Here is a 16,801-nt window from a genome sequence, read left to right on the forward strand (position 1 = left end):
TGCTCGCGATGGACGTCAACGATGACGCGGGGCACCTGATGCCCCGCGGCGCCTGAGCCACCATCGCGAGCAAGCTCGCTCCTACAGGGGTGCGCATCGCCTGATGCCCGCGACAAATTGACCCGATAGACAAAAGGCACGGCTCTTGCCGTGCCTTTTGCGTCGCGCTCTGAGAAAATGCCCGCACTTTTTCTCCGGATGCCGACATGACTGCCCTGAAGAACGACCGTTTCCTGCGTGCCCTGCTCAAGCAACCCGTGGACGTCACTCCTGTGTGGATGATGCGCCAGGCCGGTCGCTACCTGCCGGAATACCGCGCCAGCCGCGCCAAGGCCGGCGACTTCATGAGCCTGTGCATGAACCCGTCGTTCGCCTGCGAAGTCACAATGCAGCCCCTGGACCGTTATCCGGGCCTGGACGCCGCGATCCTCTTCTCCGACATCCTGACCATTCCCGACGCCATGGGCCAGGGCCTGTACTTCGAAACCGGTGAAGGCCCGCGCTTCAGAAAAGTCGTCAGCACCCTGGCCGATATCGAGGCCCTGCCGATCCCCGATCCGCAGAAGGACCTGGGTTATGTCATGGACGCGGTCAGCACCATTCGCCGCGAACTCAATGGCCGCGTGCCGCTGATCGGTTTCTCCGGCAGCCCCTGGACCCTGGCCACCTACATGGTCGAAGGCGGTTCGTCGAAAGACTTCCGCAAGACCAAGGCCATGCTCTACGACAACCCACAGGCCATGCACCTGCTGCTGGACAAGCTGGCGCAGTCGGTCACTTCCTACCTCAACGGCCAGATCCTCGCCGGGGCCCAGGCCGTGCAGATTTTCGACACCTGGGGCGGCAACCTCTCGGCAGCGGCCTACCAGGAGTTCTCCCTGGCCTATATGCGCAAGATCGTCAGCGGCCTGATCCGCGAGCACGAAGGGCGCAAGGTGCCGGTGATCCTGTTCACCAAGAACGGCGGCCTGTGGCTGGAAAGCATCGCCGAGGCAGGGGCCGATGCCCTGGGCCTGGACTGGACCTGCGATTTGGGCGAAGCCCGTCGTCGCGTCGGTCACCAGGTCGCCCTGCAGGGCAATATGGACCCGACCGTGCTCTACGCCAAGCCCGAGGCCATCCGTACCGAAGTGGCGCGTATTCTCGCCAGCTACGGTGAAGGTTCCGGCCATGTGTTCAACCTCGGCCACGGCATCACGCCGGAAGTCGACCCGGAACATGCCGGTGCGTTTATCAACGCGGTGCACGAGTTCTCCGCGCAGTACCATCGCTGATCTTCCCCGCGTTTTCTCAATGACCCCGCCTCGGCGGGGTTTTTGCGTTTAGTCCTTCGCGTTTTTGCTTTTCCTGATGCTACCGGTTCATTCGGCGTCATATATTCGGATCGCCATCCGGACATCTGGTCGGATTGTCAAAATGCCATACCGTCTTCTTCCATGAGATGTCGGAGTATTCTTTTTCTGAACGTTAATACGGAGATATTTGTTCTATGTCTTCAAGGTTTGTCGCGTCTAGTTACAGAATCTTAGGCAAAATCGAGGCGCTCGTGTGAATAAGTGAAGTGCAGAGCTGTCGCGCGTCTTCATGGGATCTTTCCTACATATAAAAAAATGTAAGTTCGTACAATGCGTACTCCGACATTCAATGTGTGGAGCGGCACTCAAGACTCCAGATTTCTGATAGTCAATATTTTTGAATGTAATCGTTTATACGGCGCTGGCGTTTGTCCGGCGGACGAGGATGTCTTTGTAAGAATGGTTTTTGTAAGAAACCCAAGAAGTGACGCCGGTGGGGCGTGGAACTTTCGCGGTTGATCTTTGCAGTCAGGACGGCGGCTCGGATTGATTGAACACCGATGGAAGTAGAAAGGGAGTCGTTCATCTTGGAGGGATGTCCGGCAACCCGATAAACAGGATAAGTCTGGAGTTGAATCGCATGAAAAGAAAGATGTCGGCACTTGGCAAGGCGTCGGGGTGTGTCTCTTCCCTGGCGGTGATCGCGACCCTGGTCGCCTCACAGCATGTCGCCGCGCACGGTTATCTGAATGATCCGCCGTCCCGGGCGTTTGCCTGCCAGAAGGGCTTGAACAATGACTGCGGTCAAGCGCAGTACGAGCCGCAAAGCGTCGGTGAAACCACCAAGGGTTTCCCCAATGGCGGGGTGGCTGACGGCAAGATCGCCAGTGGTGGGATCGCGTTGTTCTCGCCCTTGGATATCCAGTCGGCGAGCCGCTGGTACAAGACCGAAATCACGGACCGTACGATCAACTTTGACTGGTACTACAGGGCCACTCACCCGGCGACCAAGTATGAGTACTTCATCACAAGGAACGGTTGGAACGCCAACCAGGCCCTGACACGCGCTTCGTTCGACCTGACTCCGTTCTGCTCCGTGGATGCGGGCGGGCGGTTGCCCACCGATCAGCCTCAGGGCAGTGACGGGCCAGCTCGCGAGAAGCACCCGTGCGAGATTCCTGCCGACAAGAGCGGGTATCACGTGATCCTCGGCATGTGGACCGTGGCTGACACCGGCGGCGCGTTCCACAACGTGGTCGACGTGAATATCGTGGCCGAGGAACAGGCGCCGGATGGTTGGAAAACCGTCGGTAATATCACACCGACCCAGGCCCTGTTGGCCGGCGACAAGGTCAAGGCCCGCGCCATGACCGGTGAGGGCGAAAGTGCCGAGTACAGCACTGAAATCACCATCGCCGACAGCGAGGACGGCAAGCCGGAGAATTGGTCGTTCAAGCTGGCCGAGCAAATCAACCGGAGCCAGACGCTGGTCCGTGCCGGTGTCCGTGGCGAAGACGGTGCCATCGAACCGATCAAGGGTGTTAACCAGCTGTTCGCCAAGGCTGAAAGCGGTGTGAATCGTTATGAGCTCGATGTGCTGATGCAGGAAGACGCTGATGCGAGCATGCGGATTTCCGCTATCGGCACCAATTTTGAGCTCAAGGAAGGACGCTTGGCGATGCCTTTCCCGGTGCTAACCAACCGTAAAATGGATATCAAGGCCGAGCTCTTCGATGCCGCCAACAATCCAGTTCCAGTGGGCACCCTGACACAACTCGTGGAGGCCGGCAGCACCTGGCTGAACATGGACGTGCATAGCGAGCCGGGTATCCACCAGCTCAAGTTGATCGGCGTGACCGTCGATGGCCGTACCACTCGTCAGGATCTGGCATCCGTGGAGCTCGGCGGTGAGGGTGGCAGCCAGGATTACGACTTCAAATATCCGCAAGGTATTGCAAGTTATCAGCCCGGGACCAAGGTCTTGTCCAGGGACGGTAACGTCTACGAATGCAAGCCGCTCCCCGTAGGTGACTGGTGCAAGATCGACAGCCATCACTATGTACCCGGTGTCGGATCAAGCTGGACGGATGCCTGGATCGCTAAATAACCCCTGGCGTTCAGCGCCGGGCTGCTGGGCAGCCCGGCGTATTCGGTTTATGGGCGATATTGTTACCGGGTTTTGGGTGAGCGAAATTGTTTTACTCTAGAACGCAAATTTTTCTTCACTGGTTGTCAGCCGTCGTTATTTTATGGGCGCTGATCAGTGGCTTTTATATGGCCTTTTTGAGTACTTCGCCGGCGCTTAAAGCGGTCGTAGGTTCTTTTAATGTGTCTCTCACGGCGCTGTTTATTCCGTTTTTTATTATCAGGGTTTTTCTTTCTTTTTTTTCGAGAGGACAGACTGACCGAACACTTGCGCAGTGGACGGCTTTTTGGGTTCATAAAGTTATTTATCTGGTGACCGCCATCGTATTGGCAACCGGAGTCATGATGATGGACCGGGCCATCAATCTATTTGATCTTTTCTTGATACCCGCACCGGTTGAAAGTGTCGGGCTCATCGCTGTTTTCAAAAAAATCCACGATATTTCCTGCGTTGTTCTGGCGGTCTTGGTGGTTTTGCATATTGGCGCGGTTATCCGCCATGAAGTTTCCGGTCATCGAATACTCAGGCGGATGCTGTGGTGAGTGCGCGAACCTTCAAGGACCGAATGGGTGTCCTGAGCCTGGCGCTATGTGCGTTGCCGCTGGGTTATGCCGCGCTGTCGTTGTGGGGCGAGCGGGTCTTCCGTCAGACATTGCCGACGTTACCCACCGAGCAGGCCAACAACCGAGCCGCGCCTGCCGAACGTGCGCCGCTCAATCATGCCGCCGTTGCCACGGTGATGGGGCTGGCCGCCCAGGGGGCCTTGGCCCGCAGTGCCGAGCCCTTGAAGTTGCGGGCCAGCTTTGTCTCCAGCACGGGCGACTCCCGTGCGCTGTTGGCGGGGGCCGAGGGCCAGCGGATCTACCGGGTGGGTGAAAGCCTGCCGGGCGGCAGCGTCCTGCGCCGGATCGAGGGCGGCCGGGTGGTGCTCTGGCGCAATGGTCGCGAGGAGCTGTTGGCCCTGGATCCGCCGGGCCGTACCACCTTGCAGGTGCTCAAGGGGCCCGTTCCTGACGCCGTCGCCCCGACTTCTTCCCTTTATCTGCGACCGACGGCCACGCCGCGTCAGAGTGAGTAAATGAACAGATTTTTCGAGTCCGGCCGGTGCTGCCTGAAGCTCTTGAGCCTGATCGTCAGCCTGCTGCTGGCGTCGGGCGCACTGGCCGATGAGCCGCAATGGCAACTGGCGATGAACGATGCCGAGTTGCGCGACGTGGTGCGGGAAATGTCCTCGATTCTCGGCACCACTGTGGTGCTCGACCCCCGGGTGCAGGGGCGGATCACCGTCCTCTCCGAGCAGGCCCTGGACCGTGAAGGGGTACGCCGGTTGTTCTATTCGGTGCTCGACGCGCATAACTTCACGGTGATCGACGAAGGCGACCGCATTCTTATTGCCCCTGTGGCCGATGCCCGCACCCGCGCCAGCAGTGCCGACAGTGCCAGCGCCCAGGGCGGCCAGTTCGTCACCGAGGTGGTGGCGCTGGGCAGCAGCGTCGCGGCGGATATCGCCGGGCTGGTGCGGCCACTGGTCTCGGTCAACGGTTATGTCGGCCCGTCGGCGTCGGCCAATGCCCTGGTCATCACCGATAGCGCGGCCAACGTCCGCCGTATCGCGAAGATCGTCCGGCAGTTGGACCTCGGGCAGAAGAATGCCCATGAGGTCATCCAGTTGCGTCACGGGCTGGCGAATGAGCTGGCGCGGATGATGGAGCAATCCCTGGGGCGGCAAGGCGCTGAGTCGGGGAGCCAGGTCATCGCCGATTCGCGCAACAACCGTTTGGTGATCATCGGCACCCAGGACGTACGCAAGCGCCTGGCTGACCTGGCCCGCTCCCTCGATACCCCGTCGGCGGCCGTTACCGACAATGCACGGGTGATCCGTCTGCGTCACAGCGATGCCAAGCAACTGGCCGAGGTGCTCGAGGCCATGGGCCAGGGACTTGCTCAGGAAGCCGGCGCTGCCGCCAGCCGGGACGCGGCTGCCGCCAAGGCCCTGGTCAAGGCCGATGAAAGCCAGAACGCCCTGGTGCTGATCGCCGAGCCGAGCCAGATCCGCACCCTGGAAAACATTGTTCGCCAACTCGACCAGCCGCGTTCGCAGGTGTTGATCCATGCGGCCATTGTCGAGATTTCCGGCGATATCAACGAGGCCCTGGGTGTGCAGTGGGGCGCCAATACCGGGAGTGCCCAGGGCGGGGTCGTCTTTGCCGGAACCCATATTCCCGTGTCGGATTTCAAGGGCACCGAAGCCAAGCTGCCCGATGGTGCCGTGTTGCGCATCGGCAACGACCGCTTCGGCATGCTGGTGTCCGCCCTGGCGAGCAATTCCCACAACAACGTGCTCTCCACCCCCAGTCTGTTGACCCTGGACAACCAGGAGGCGGAGATCCTGGTGGGTCAGAACGTGCCGTTCCAGAGCGGTTCCTACCAGACCGGTACGGATACCGAGCGGCCCTTCAATACGGTCACGCGCCATGATATCGGGATCAAGCTGAAGGTCCGCCCGCATATCAACGAAGGGGCGACCCTGCGTCTGCAGGTCGAACAGGAAAACTCCGAACTCGCCCCGAATACGGTGGTTCCCGGTGACCTGATCACCAACAAGCGCACCCTGAAAAGCACCATCCTCGCCGATGACGGCGAGATCATCGTGATCGGCGGGCTGATCAAGGACAGCGTCCGTGTCCAGGAAAGCGGTGTGCCGCTGCTGCGGGATATCCCCTACCTGGGGGCGTTGTTTCGCTGGAACAGCGAAAAGCATGAAAAAACCAACCTGATGGTATTCCTGCGGCCGACCATCGTCCGCTCCAAAGAGGATATCTCCGAAGTCAGCGAGCAGCGCTACAACAGCTTGCGCCAGCTCAGTCAACCCGCCGATGGGAAGAGCAACTCACTGCTGTTGCCGCGCGAGGCCCGGGAACTGTTCGATGGTTCTGGCAGCGAGCCGGCGATAGACCTGCGACGGCAGAAGGTCGGGGCACCATGAAGCCGCGCCTGCCGTTCGGCTTTGCCCGCCGCTACGGGGTCTTGCTGGAACCGCAAGGCGCGGGCGCGTGCCTGTCGATTCGTGCCGACACACCGTTGACCGCCGTGTCCGAAGCCCGCCGCCTGATCGCCGGCGTACTGCCGTTGCAAGTGCTCGACGAGCCGGTATTCGCCGCCCGCCTTGCGGCGGCCTACAGCGATGGCCATAGCGCCGCGCAGCAGGTGGCCCAGGGCCTGGACGATGAACTCGACCTGATGAGCCTGGCCGAGCAACTGCCGCAGACCGCCGACCTGCTGGAGCAGGAAGGCGACGCGCCGATCATCCGGCTGATCAACGCGCTGCTCGGCGAAGCGGTGCGCGAGAAAGCCTCGGATGTACACCTGGAGACCTTCGAGCACAGCCTGTCGGTGCGCATGCGCATCGACGGGCAACTGCGTGAAGTGCTCAAGCCAAGGCGCGAGCTGGCCAACCTGCTGGTGTCGCGGATCAAGGTCATGGCCCGGCTGGACATCGCCGAGAAGCGCGTGCCCCAGGACGGACGGATTGCCCTGCGGCTGGCCGGGCACGAAGTCGATGTGCGGGTTTCCACCTTGCCCTCGGCCCATGGCGAACGGGTGGTCCTGCGCCTGCTGGACAAACAGGCCGGACGTCTCGACCTGCAACGCCTGGGCATGCCGCCGCAGACCCTGGAGCGCTTCCGGCATATTCTCGGCAAACCCCACGGCATCTTCCTGGTCACCGGCCCCACCGGCTCGGGCAAGACCACCAGCCTCTATGCGGCGCTGAGCAGCCTCAACGACCAGACCCGCAATATCCTCACCGTCGAAGACCCCATCGAGTATCACCTGCCGGGCATCGGCCAGACGCCGGTCAATCCCAAGGTCGAGATGACCTTTGCCCGTGGCTTGCGGGCGATCCTGCGCCAGGACCCGGACGTGGTCATGGTCGGTGAGATCCGCGACCGCGAAACCGCCGAGATCGCCGTGCAGGCTTCGCTGACCGGGCACCTGGTGCTGTCGACCCTGCACACCAACAGCGCGGTGGGCGCGGTTACGCGGTTGCTGGACATGGGCGTGGATGCCTATCTGCTGGCCTCGTCCCTGGTCGGGGTGCTGGCCCAGCGCCTGGTCCGTACCCTGTGCCGCGAGTGCCGGAGCGCCTATGTGGCGGATGCGGCCGCCTGCCGGCGCCTGGGTGTCGACTCGAACCATCCGCCGAGGCTGTTCCGGGCCACGGGCTGCGAGCACTGCCAGCAAGGCTATCGCGGTCGTATCGGGCTCTACGAACTGATCGGCATCACCCCGGCCCTGGCGGTACTTATCCACAACGGCGCCAGTGAGCCCGAGCTGGTCCGTGAAGCCCGGACGGCCTCGCGCAGCCTGTTCCAGGATGGCCAGCGGCTGGTTCTCGAAGGCAGCACCAGTCTCGATGAACTGCTGCGTGTGACCCAGGAGGACTGAGGATGCCGACGTTCGATTACCAGGCCCAGGATGCCAACGGTCGGCGCTGTCGCGGTCAGCAGGAAGCCGACAGCCCGCGCCATGCCCGCCAGTTGCTGCGTGAGCGCGGCCTGTTGCCCACGCAGCTGAAAAGTGCTCGCGGCCAGACGGGTGCGGGCAACGGCGCCCATCGTTCGGCCGGCTTGAAAGCCAGTGAACTGGCCTTGCTGACGTTGCAACTCTCGACCCTGATCCAGGCCGGCCTGCCCCTGGAAGAGGCGTTGCGGGCGGTGGCGGCGCAGAGCGAAAAACGTCGGGTCAGCAACCTGTTGGCGGCGCTGCGTAGCCGAGTCATGGAAGGTTATGACCTGGCTTCGGCGCTCGCCGGTTTCCCCAAGGCGTTCCCGGACATGTTCCGCGCGAGCATCGCCGCCGGCGAACGCTCCGGACACCTGGGCCCGGTGCTCGAACAACTGGCCGAGTACACCGAGGCCCGCCAGCAGGCCCGGCAGAAGATCCAGATGGCGCTGGTCTATCCGATGATCCTGCTGTTTGCCTCGCTGGCCATCGTCGCTGGATTGCTCGGCTATGTGGTACCGGATGTGGTGAAGGTTTTTATCAACAATGGCCAGGCCCTGCCCCTGCTGACCCAAGGCCTGATTGCCCTGAGCAGCGGCCTGCAGCGTTACGGCTGGCTGCTGCTGGTCGGGCTGGTGGCGTTGGCCTTGCTGGTGCGCTGGGTGCTGGCGCGGCCCGCCGTGCGCTGGCGCTGGCATGCCTGGTTGTTGCGGGCGCCGCTGATCGGCGGAGTCCTCAAGGCGATGGAAGCGTCCCGTTTCGCCAGCACCCTGGCGCTGCTCGGCAAGAGCGCCGTGCCCCTGGTGGACGCCCTGGAAATCGCCGCGGCGGTGATCGGCAACCTGCCGATTCGCGCGCGCATGGGCGAGGTCGCGCGCTCGGTGCGCGAGGGCGGCACCCTGACCCGTGGCCTGGAGCGCAGCGGCGATATCCCGCCGCTGATGCTGCACATGATCGCCAGCGGCGAGCGCGCGGGCGAGCTCGACCGCATGCTCGCCCGCGCCGCCGAACAGCAGGAGAAAACCCTCGCGGCGCGGATCGCCCTGGTGGTGAGCCTGTTCGAGCCGGCGATGCTGGTGCTGATGGGCGTCATCGTGCTGTTGATCGTCATGGCGATTCTGTTGCCGATTCTTAGCCTCAACCAACTGGTGAACTGATCTTATGAAAACCTCTGGAACACAGCGACAAGGTGGTTTCACCCTGATCGAAATCATGGTCGTGGTGGTGATTATCGGTGTACTCGGCGCGATGGTGCTGCCGCAGTTCATGAGCCGCCCGGACCAGGCCAAGGTCACCGCGGCCCGGGCCGATATCAAAGCCATTGGCACCGCGCTGGAAATGTACCGCCTCGACAATTTCCAGTACCCCTCGACCCAGCAGGGCCTCGAGGCGCTGGTCAAGCGGCCGCTGGGCGTGCCCGAACCGCGGAACTGGAACCCCCAGGGCTACTTGAAAAGCCTGCCGGTGGATCCCTGGGGCACGCCCTACCAATACCTGAGTCCGGGCACCCGGACCAAGGGTTATGACCTTTATTCCTTTGGCTCCGACGGCGTGTCCGGCGGCGAAGAGTTTGCCGCCGATATCGGCAACTGGAGTGATTGATCCATGCCCACACGTTCCCGTGGTTTCACCCTGCTGGAGTTGCTGGTGTCCATGGTGGTGATCGGCGTGCTGGCCGGCATGATCGCCGTGAGCATGAACCCCAGCCCGGTGCGTCAGGCCCGCCAGGAGGCCGGTGCCCTGGTGCACCTGCTGCAACAGTTGCGTGAGTACGCGGTGGTCAACAGTCAGGAATATGGCTTGCGGATCGGTGCCGAGGGTTATCAGGTGATGGTCTTCGAACGGCCCGACTGGCGCCCGGCGGGGGCGGCCTATCGCTTGCCCGACGGCCTGTATTTTCGCCTGGAGCTGGAGGGTCGTCCGCTGAAACTGGGCGACCGGGTGAACCAGCCGCAATTGCTGGTGCTGAGCAGCGACGAAATGAGTGCCTTCACCCTGCATTACGAGTCCGCGCAGCGGCGCTGGTTGAGTGTGTCCGGTGACGGCCTCGGTGATCCGGCCATCGATGAAAGCTGAATCGGGATTTACCTTGCTGGAGGTGATGATCGCCCTGGCGATCTTTGCCGTGCTGGCGGCCAGCGTGCTGTCCGCCAGCCAGTTCGTGGTGCAGCAGAGCGGCACCTTGCAGGAGCGTTTGTTCGCCACCTGGCTGGCGGACAATCAGTTGAATGAACTGCGCCTGCAGGCGCCCCCGGCCAAGGGACGACAACAGCAAAGCCTGCGCTTCGATCAGCGCGAATGGCGCCTGGAGCAGATTGTCACGCCGACCTCGGACCCGCGCTTGCTCAAGGTCGAGATTATCGTGCGGCTGGGCAATGGCGGGCCGCCGTTGCACCACGCCAATGCCTGGTTGCGGGCCCGGAATGAATAGACAGGCCGGCTTTACCCTGGTCGAACTGGTGATTGCCCTGGCGATTTTCAGCCTGATCGGCCTGGCCAGTTATCGCCTGTACGAAGGCGTGCTGCTGACCCAGGCCCGGGTCAATGAGCACGAGCAGGGCTTGCGCGGCCTGCAGCGGGCGATGGCGGTGCTGGAGCGCGATGTCATGCAGGCGACTATCCCCAAAGAAGGCGTGGCCGTGACACTGGGCGGGGGACAGTTGAACCTGCAGCGCGGCAATACGCGCAACCCGCTGGATGAGCCCCGCAGCGAGCGCCAGGAGATTGCCTATCGCCTGGAGGAGGGCACCTTGTGGCGTTATCGCCGTAGCCTTGATCTGCCCGAGACTCACAAGCTGCCGGTGCTCAAGGAGGTGCGTGCCTTGCAGTGGCGTCTGTATGTGGACAAGGCCGGTTGGCGCGCTGAGGGGGCGTCGACGCCGGGCCGTTCCCCGGTGCATCCGCGAGCGTTGGAAATCACCCTGTCCGTTGGTCGCTTCGAACAGATCCGTCGCGTCATCCTGTTGCCGGAGGGCTCATGAACCGCACCGGCCAGCGTGGCGTGGCGCTGATCAGTGTGCTGCTGATCATGACCCTGGCCCTGTTCGTGGTCGGTGGCCTCTTGCGCAGTCATACGCGGGCCATGCAGAGCAGCGCGCAGCATATCCATCAGGTGCAACTGCGTCAGTGGGCGATTGCCGCGGAGAGTTGGGCGCGGGAGTTGTTGCAGGAGCCTGATCGGCTTGAGGAGAAGACCATCCATCTGGCCCAGCCCTGGGCGAGCCCATCGCTGCCGTCCGAGCTGCCGGGTGTCGAGGTGCGGATCGAGATCGAAGACCTGGCCGGGCGGTTCAACCTGACCCGCCTGCTCCTGCCCGGCAAGGCTGATGAAATCAGCCTGGAGCGCTGGGCCCGGTTGCTGGCGGCGCTGGAGATCCCGGCATTCGACCTGGCGTCGCTACGGGGTACCGAGGTCAGCGACACCAGCCAGCTGCGCCTGTTGCCCGGTGTCGACCAGGATCTTTTGCAGCGCCTGCAACCCTTCGTCGCGTTGCTGCCGCCCGAGGCCAGGCTGAACATCAATACCGCCTCGGCCACGCTGCTGGCGACGCTGGAAGGCATGACGGCGGCCAGTGCCCGGGACGCTGTCGCCCAGCGCCCGGCGCAAGGTTATGCCGATGCCCATGAATTTACCCGTGCGCCGGGGCTGGATGGGTTGGGTATTGCCAGCCATGGCCTGGGTGTCGACAGCCGCTGGTTCCGGGTCACGGTCGAGGTCGGCGCGGGCGCGGCGCGACTGCGGCTGGTCAGCGATCTGGAGCGGCCTCGCGACAGCCTTCGCCTGCGTGTCCTGCAACGCCGCTTCCTGGCCCCGACTCAAGGTGAAACCCTGTTATGAGCAATTGGCTTTATCTCACGGCCGAAGGCCTGGCTGGCTGTGACGCCGGCTGGCCGTTTGGCTATTGGCAGGCGGGCGGCGAGTACCGCGTGGTCACCCTGGCGGAGGCGGCGACGTTTCTGTCGGGGCAGTCGGTGCGGGTGATCCTGCCCATGGAAATCTGTAGCGGCTTGCGCAGCGAGCCCTGGCCCGGTCGACGCAAGCCCACGGTTCAGGCGTTGGCCTACGCCGTCGAGGAGCGCTTGGCCGAGGAGCTGGATGGATTGCACCTTGCGGTCGGTGCGGCGGACAAGGATTCACGCTACCCGCTGCTGGCGATCAACAAGGAGCGCTTCAAGGCGATCCTGGCGTTGTTGCGTGATTCGGGGCTGCAAGTGGAAAGCGTCAAGGTGGATGCGGACTTGCTGCCGGATGATCAGGCCTATGGCGTCTGGTGGGCTGGACGCTGGTTGGTGGGTGGGGCTATCGAGGCCCGACTTGCGCTGTCGCCTGAGGATCTGGAAGTACTGCGATCACGATTGCCGGATGGGTTGTGCTGGATGGGCGCTGATCGGCAGGCCGATATCGCGGCGTTGCTGGTGGCCGGTCATTCGCGCGGGCTGGACTTGCTGCAAGGTGAGTTTCGTCAGGTGCGGGCGCGTTGGCCATTGGGCACGCTGGTGCTGTCGGCGTTGGCGCTGTTCGCGGTGTCCTGGGGTTTTACCCTGGCCCGTGCCCATTATCTGGAAAGCGCTGCGGGGCAGTTGTACGAGCAGAGTGTGCAGCGCTTCCAGCGTTTGTATCCCGAGCAAACCCGGATTGTCGATCTGGCGGCCCAGCTCAAGGCCTTGCAGGGTCAGACCGATCAGCCCGGCAGCCAGATGGGCCGTCTGGTGCAACTGATCGAACAGGTGATCGGAGGCAGCAGCGTTGAGGTTCAGCGTATCGAATACCGGGCCGGCTCGGGCTGGACGTTGTTGCTGACGGCCGGCAGCTTCACCGATCTTGAGCGCTTGCGCGAGCGCGGCCAGGGCAGCGGTTTACCGATCAGGCTGGGCAGCGCCAGCAAGGACCGTGAGCGAGTGCAGGCGGTGCTGATGTTGGAGGAGAAGAACGGATGATCAGGTCATTGGCGGTACCGGCGGCGCTGATGCAACGGTGGCAGGGCCTCGGCCTTCGGGATCGACGGATGCTGATTGGATTGGGGGTTTTCCTGGCGGTGGTGAGTTTGTTCAGTGGGGGCTGGCAACCGGCGCAACAGCGTCTGGAAAGGGGTGAGCGCCTGTACCAGCAACGTCTGTTATTGGCCGCCGAAGTACAGCGTGCCCAGCCGACGGCTCAGCGCTCGAACCCATCGCGGTCCCTGTCGAACCGGCTAAGTGAAACGGTGGCGGCGGCAGGGCTGGAGTTGCAGCAACTGGACCAGGATGGCCAGTCACTGCGGGTCACCCTCAGTGGCAATGTATTGGCCTTGCTGCAGTGGCTGGACCAGACCGAGCAATCGGGCGCGGTGTTGCAGTCGTTGAGCCTGGAGAAGCGCGACAAGCTGCTGGTGGCGCAGGTTGCGTGGCGTGCTGATTAGGCTGTTGCATTACCCGGCAACGCCTGCAACCGTGCCAGCTTCAACGCCACCAGCAAGGCCACCACCAGCAGAGCACCGATAAACAGGCCGATGCCGTTCCAGCCGCCGTAGTGCCAGAACACCCCGCCCAGGGTCCCGGCCACGCTGGAGCCGACGTAGTAGCAGAACAGATAGAGCGACGAGGCTTGTCCCTTGGCTTTCAGCGCCCGACGGCCGATCCAGCTACTGGCCACCGAGTGAGCACCGAAGAAACCGAAGGTGAACAGCAGGATGCCGAATACCACCACCGGCAGCGGGGTGACCAGGGTCAGGACGATGCCCACCAGCATCATCAGGATCATGCCCCAGAGCACCTTGCGCCGGCCCAGCTTGTCGGCCAGGGCGCCGATCTTCGCGGAGCTGTAGATGCCCGACAGGTAGACGATGGACAGCAAGCCGACGAATGCCTGGCTCATGTTGTAAGGATCGGCCAGCAGGCGGTAGCCGATGTAGTTGAACAGGGTGACGAAGCTGCCCATCAGCAGGAAGCCTTCGAGGAACAGCCACGGCAGGCCGGCGTCGCGAAAGTGCACGGTGAAGCCGTCGATCAGGCTGCGGGTGTTGAATTGGCTGGCGCGGAAATTACGCGACGGCGGCAGGATCTTCCAGAACACCGTCGCCGCGATCAGCGCCAGGACACCGATCACCAGCATCGCCATATGCCAGCTGACAAAGTCGATCAGCACGCCGGTGATCAGTCGCCCGCTCATCCCGCCGATGGCGTTGCCGCCGATATACAAGCCCATCGCCAGACCGATGTGCTTGGGATGAATTTCCTCGCTCAGGTAGGTCATGCCCACCGCTGCCAGGCCGCTGAGGGAGAGTCCCACCAGGGCCCGCATCACCAGCACGCCCTGCCAGTTGGGCATCAACGCGCCGAGGATGGTGAACAGCGCGGCGCCGAACAACGCCACCACCATCACCGGCTTGCGCCCGAGGCTGTCGGAGATCGGTCCGGTGATCAGCAGGCCGATGGCGAGCAGGGCGGTGGCCACGGAGAGGATCAGGCTGCTCTGGGCGGCATTGATCCCGTACTCCTTGGACAGCACCGGCATCATCGGCTGTACGCAGTACAACAGGGCAAAGGTCGCGAAGCCGCCGGAGAACAGCGCCAGTACCGTGCGCATAAACGCCGGAGTGCCTTTTTCGATATAGGTGTCGTTGAGTTGGGCGACCACATCGTCCAGCGCAGTGGGGGGAATCTCGTGGGCGAAGGGAGCGACAGCAGTTTTCACGGGGGACCTCGGGGGGAGCAGCCGGTCAGGCAATGGAAAAAGCATATAGCTGGCTAACTATTCTTTCCAATATATTGTTCGACCTGTTTGATAGGTTTTACGACTTGATGAGGTATTCATGGAATTGCGGCATTTGCGCTACTTCATCGCGGTGGCCGAAGAACTGCATTTTGGCCGCGCCGCCGAGGTGCTGGGGATTTCCCAGCCGCCGTTGAGCCAGCAGATCCAGGCACTGGAGCAGGAGCTGGGGGCGCGGCTGTTCGACCGGACCAATCGTCGGGTCGAGTTGAGTGAGGCGGGTCGCCTGTTTCTGCAAGAGGCGCGGTTGGTGCTGGCGCAGGTGGACAAGGCGGCGGATGTGGCGCGGCGGGCGCAGTTGGGGGAATTGGGGGAACTGAAGATCGGGTTTACCTCATCGGCGCCGTTCAACTCGACAATTCCCCAGGCAATCTTTGCCTTTCGCCAGGCATTTCCGGCGGTGCATTTGAACCTGCGGGAGATGAGCAGCAAGACGGTTGCCGACGGTTTGATGGATGAGTCCATTGAGGTGGGCTTGATGCGGCCTCTGTCGTTACCGGATGCGCTGAGTGTTGTGGAACTGATGCATGAGCCGCTGGTGGCAGTACTCAGTGCCAAGCATCCCTTGGCCGGCGGCAGCGAGGACGGGATGTATTTGTCCGAGCTGGCGCTGGAGCCCTTTGTGTTTTTCCCGCGCAGTTATGGCAGTGGTTTGTATGCGCAGTTGCTGACCTTGGCGCGACAGGCAGGATTCAGCCCGCACTTTGCCCAGGAGGCGGGGGAGGCGATGACCATTATCGGCTTGGTGGCGGCGGGGTTGGGGGTGTCGGTGTTGCCGGCGTCTTATCAGAGGATTCGGATTGATGGCGTGGTCTATCGACCGTTGCTTGATCCGGATGCGGTGTCGGCGGTGTGGCTGGTCCAGCGCAAGGACCAGAAGTCACCGATGGCCAAGGCGTTTATCGAGTTGCTGACGCGTCGAGCGGTGCCGCAGGCTTAAGGGGGTCTGAAGCCGAGCGCGGTCCTGTGGCGAGCGGGCAAGCCCGCTCGCCACAAGGGTGTAACCGTCTAGTGCAGCGGCAGATTATCCAATGACTGATCCAGCTCGGCTTTCGCCATTTCCACCAGATGCATGGCCGAGAACGCCAGCGCCCGCTTGGAGCCGCTGAGACCATCGCCGGATTCGTAGGCGGTGGCCGCTGCGCAGGTCAGCAACTCGGAGACGTGAACCAGGGATTCTTCCAGGCTTCGACCTGATTTGGTGTTAGGCAGCCGGATAGCGCCCGGCGATGCAGATGTTGGGCTGGGCAGATAGTGATCAAGAGCACGCTGGATGGCGGCCTGATCCTTGAACCGGTCGGCAGAAGGGAAGGCGTTGGGATCCTGGACAGGTGGTGCGGGAGTTGTTTTGCTCATGGTTGAGTCCCTATATCAATAATTGGAACTGCAACCCATCGCTTGCACGCAGAAGGGTGGCAGCTGTGCGCAGGTGTGCAAGACCGAGGATATAGGACTCGGCAGACCCGAAGGTCTCCCACGCACAGCCACCATAGCAATCGAGCGTCGAATACCAGTCTACTGAACGACGCGAATATTGTGGGAGCGGAGCTTGCCCGTAAAGCTTTTAGCGGCCTCAAGGGCCTCTTCGCGGGCAAGCTCCGCTCCCACAGACTCTTGCGATGCAGGGACTAAGCGCCGTTACTGGGACAGCGGCTGCGCCTCGCCTACACCGATCGCACGTGCCGACGGGTGGTCATGATGGGCCCGCAGTTCGGCGAGGATGTCCTGGTCCAGAAAGCTCACCCAGCGGATGTAGTTCCGGTGGATCTTGCCGTCCTGGTAACCCATGCCGCTGCTGTCGCGGTAGGCGATGGTGTAGCCGCTGGCGCTATAGTTGATGTCGATCTCGACGTGGAATTTCTCACGCACGGTGATCTCGGCCTGGACCTGGCCCGGGTTGACGCGCTGCACGGTCCACTCCCGTTTGGTCAGGGCGGTGACAATCGCTTGTTTCACCTCGTCCTGGCTGGCCTGGACCTGCGGGGTGAGGGTGCGGCTCGGGTTGACGATGGGTTTGCTGGTACAGCCGGCCATGGTCAGCAGGGCCAGGGTGACAAGTGCGGTACGAAGCAGGGAAGACATTCCGTTTTCTCCAGAGGTTTAAAA

General features: G+C 62.6%; 18 protein-coding genes. 15 read left to right on the plus strand and 3 right to left on the minus strand.

The window, feature by feature from the left end; all coding sequences use genetic code 11:
• Positions 1-206: 206 nt before the first annotated feature.
• The 14 genes from hemE (at position 207) to gspM (ending at position 13,343) form a co-directional block, all read left to right on the plus strand.
• The gene (gene hemE / locus M5C71_RS12745) at positions 207-1,274 is read left to right on the plus strand and encodes a uroporphyrinogen decarboxylase (RefSeq protein ID WP_121136088.1); all 1,068 of its coding nucleotides are present in this window, start codon (positions 207-209) and stop codon (positions 1,272-1,274) included.
• Positions 1,275-1,935: 661 nt separating this feature from the next.
• Positions 1,936-3,402 carry a lytic polysaccharide monooxygenase gene (locus tag M5C71_RS12750; protein WP_152737752.1) on the plus strand — a complete coding sequence of 489 codons (1,467 nt, stop codon included), beginning with the start codon at positions 1,936-1,938 and terminating at the stop codon, positions 3,400-3,402.
• Between the two features lie 86 nt (positions 3,403-3,488).
• Positions 3,489-3,983: a cytochrome b/b6 domain-containing protein gene (locus M5C71_RS12755; RefSeq protein WP_103497983.1), complete on the plus strand. Its 495-nt coding sequence runs from the start codon at positions 3,489-3,491 to the stop codon at positions 3,981-3,983.
• A complete protein-coding gene (locus tag M5C71_RS12760; RefSeq protein WP_247263111.1) occupies positions 3,980-4,519 on the plus strand; it encodes a type II secretion system protein N in 540 nt (179 codons plus the stop codon). Before M5C71_RS12755 ends, M5C71_RS12760 begins: the two co-directional genes overlap by 4 nt.
• A complete protein-coding gene (gene gspD, locus M5C71_RS12765; protein WP_103497984.1) occupies positions 4,520-6,427 on the plus strand; it encodes a type II secretion system secretin GspD in 1,908 nt (635 codons plus the stop codon).
• Entirely contained in the window at positions 6,424-7,887 is a 1,464-nt protein-coding gene (gene gspE / locus M5C71_RS12770; protein WP_248767968.1) for a type II secretion system ATPase GspE, read from the plus strand. Before gspD ends, gspE begins: the two co-directional genes overlap by 4 nt.
• Positions 7,888-7,889: 2 nt before the next feature.
• Positions 7,890-9,101 carry a type II secretion system inner membrane protein GspF gene (gene gspF / locus M5C71_RS12775; protein ID WP_103497986.1) on the plus strand — a complete coding sequence of 404 codons (1,212 nt, stop codon included), beginning with the start codon at positions 7,890-7,892 and terminating at the stop codon, positions 9,099-9,101.
• A gap of 4 nt (positions 9,102-9,105) precedes the next feature.
• On the plus strand, positions 9,106-9,546 hold the full coding sequence (gspG, locus tag M5C71_RS12780) for a type II secretion system major pseudopilin GspG (protein WP_152737747.1): 441 nt from the start codon (positions 9,106-9,108) through the stop codon (positions 9,544-9,546).
• A gap of 3 nt (positions 9,547-9,549) precedes the next feature.
• Positions 9,550-10,020, plus strand: coding sequence for a type II secretion system minor pseudopilin GspH (gene gspH / locus M5C71_RS12785; protein ID WP_103497988.1), 471 nt, complete (start codon positions 9,550-9,552; stop codon positions 10,018-10,020).
• On the plus strand, positions 10,010-10,375 hold the full coding sequence (gspI, locus tag M5C71_RS12790) for a type II secretion system minor pseudopilin GspI (protein ID WP_103497989.1): 366 nt from the start codon (positions 10,010-10,012) through the stop codon (positions 10,373-10,375). The genes gspH and gspI overlap by 11 nt, the downstream gene beginning before the upstream one ends.
• A complete protein-coding gene (gene gspJ / locus M5C71_RS12795; protein WP_248767969.1) occupies positions 10,368-10,925 on the plus strand; it encodes a type II secretion system minor pseudopilin GspJ in 558 nt (185 codons plus the stop codon). The genes gspI and gspJ overlap by 8 nt, the downstream gene beginning before the upstream one ends.
• A complete protein-coding gene (locus M5C71_RS12800) occupies positions 10,922-11,782 on the plus strand; it encodes a type II secretion system protein GspK (RefSeq protein WP_248767970.1) in 861 nt (286 codons plus the stop codon). The genes gspJ and M5C71_RS12800 overlap by 4 nt, the downstream gene beginning before the upstream one ends.
• Positions 11,779-12,882, plus strand: coding sequence for a type II secretion system protein GspL (gene gspL, locus M5C71_RS12805; RefSeq protein WP_248767971.1), 1,104 nt, complete (start codon positions 11,779-11,781; stop codon positions 12,880-12,882). Before M5C71_RS12800 ends, gspL begins: the two co-directional genes overlap by 4 nt.
• A complete protein-coding gene (gene gspM, locus M5C71_RS12810; protein ID WP_103497993.1) occupies positions 12,879-13,343 on the plus strand; it encodes a type II secretion system protein GspM in 465 nt (154 codons plus the stop codon). Before gspL ends, gspM begins: the two co-directional genes overlap by 4 nt.
• On the opposite strand, the gene M5C71_RS12815 is transcribed toward gspM, so the two are convergent.
• On the minus strand, positions 13,340-14,617 hold the full coding sequence (locus M5C71_RS12815) for an MFS transporter (RefSeq protein WP_103497994.1): 1,278 nt from the start codon (positions 14,615-14,617) through the stop codon (positions 13,340-13,342). The genes gspM and M5C71_RS12815 overlap by 4 nt on opposite strands.
• A 118-nt stretch (positions 14,618-14,735) precedes the next feature.
• Between M5C71_RS12815 and M5C71_RS12820 the strand changes: the two genes are divergently transcribed.
• Positions 14,736-15,635, plus strand: a complete 900-nt coding sequence (locus M5C71_RS12820; protein WP_248745343.1) for a LysR family transcriptional regulator — start codon at positions 14,736-14,738, stop codon at positions 15,633-15,635.
• Positions 15,636-15,703: 68 nt separating this feature from the next.
• On the opposite strand, the gene M5C71_RS12825 is transcribed toward M5C71_RS12820, so the two are convergent.
• Positions 15,704-16,051: a DUF3077 domain-containing protein gene (locus M5C71_RS12825; protein WP_247263110.1), complete on the minus strand. Its 348-nt coding sequence runs from the start codon at positions 16,049-16,051 to the stop codon at positions 15,704-15,706.
• A 282-nt stretch (positions 16,052-16,333) separates the two neighbouring features.
• The gene (locus M5C71_RS12830) at positions 16,334-16,777 is read right to left on the minus strand and encodes a hypothetical protein (protein ID WP_248767972.1); all 444 of its coding nucleotides are present in this window, start codon (positions 16,775-16,777) and stop codon (positions 16,334-16,336) included.
• Between the last annotated feature and the right edge of the window lie 24 nt (positions 16,778-16,801).

It is taken from the genome of Pseudomonas sp. MWU12-2345, from assembly GCF_023242385.1.
Lineage (GTDB): Bacteria > Pseudomonadota > Gammaproteobacteria > Pseudomonadales > Pseudomonadaceae > Aquipseudomonas > Aquipseudomonas gingeri_D.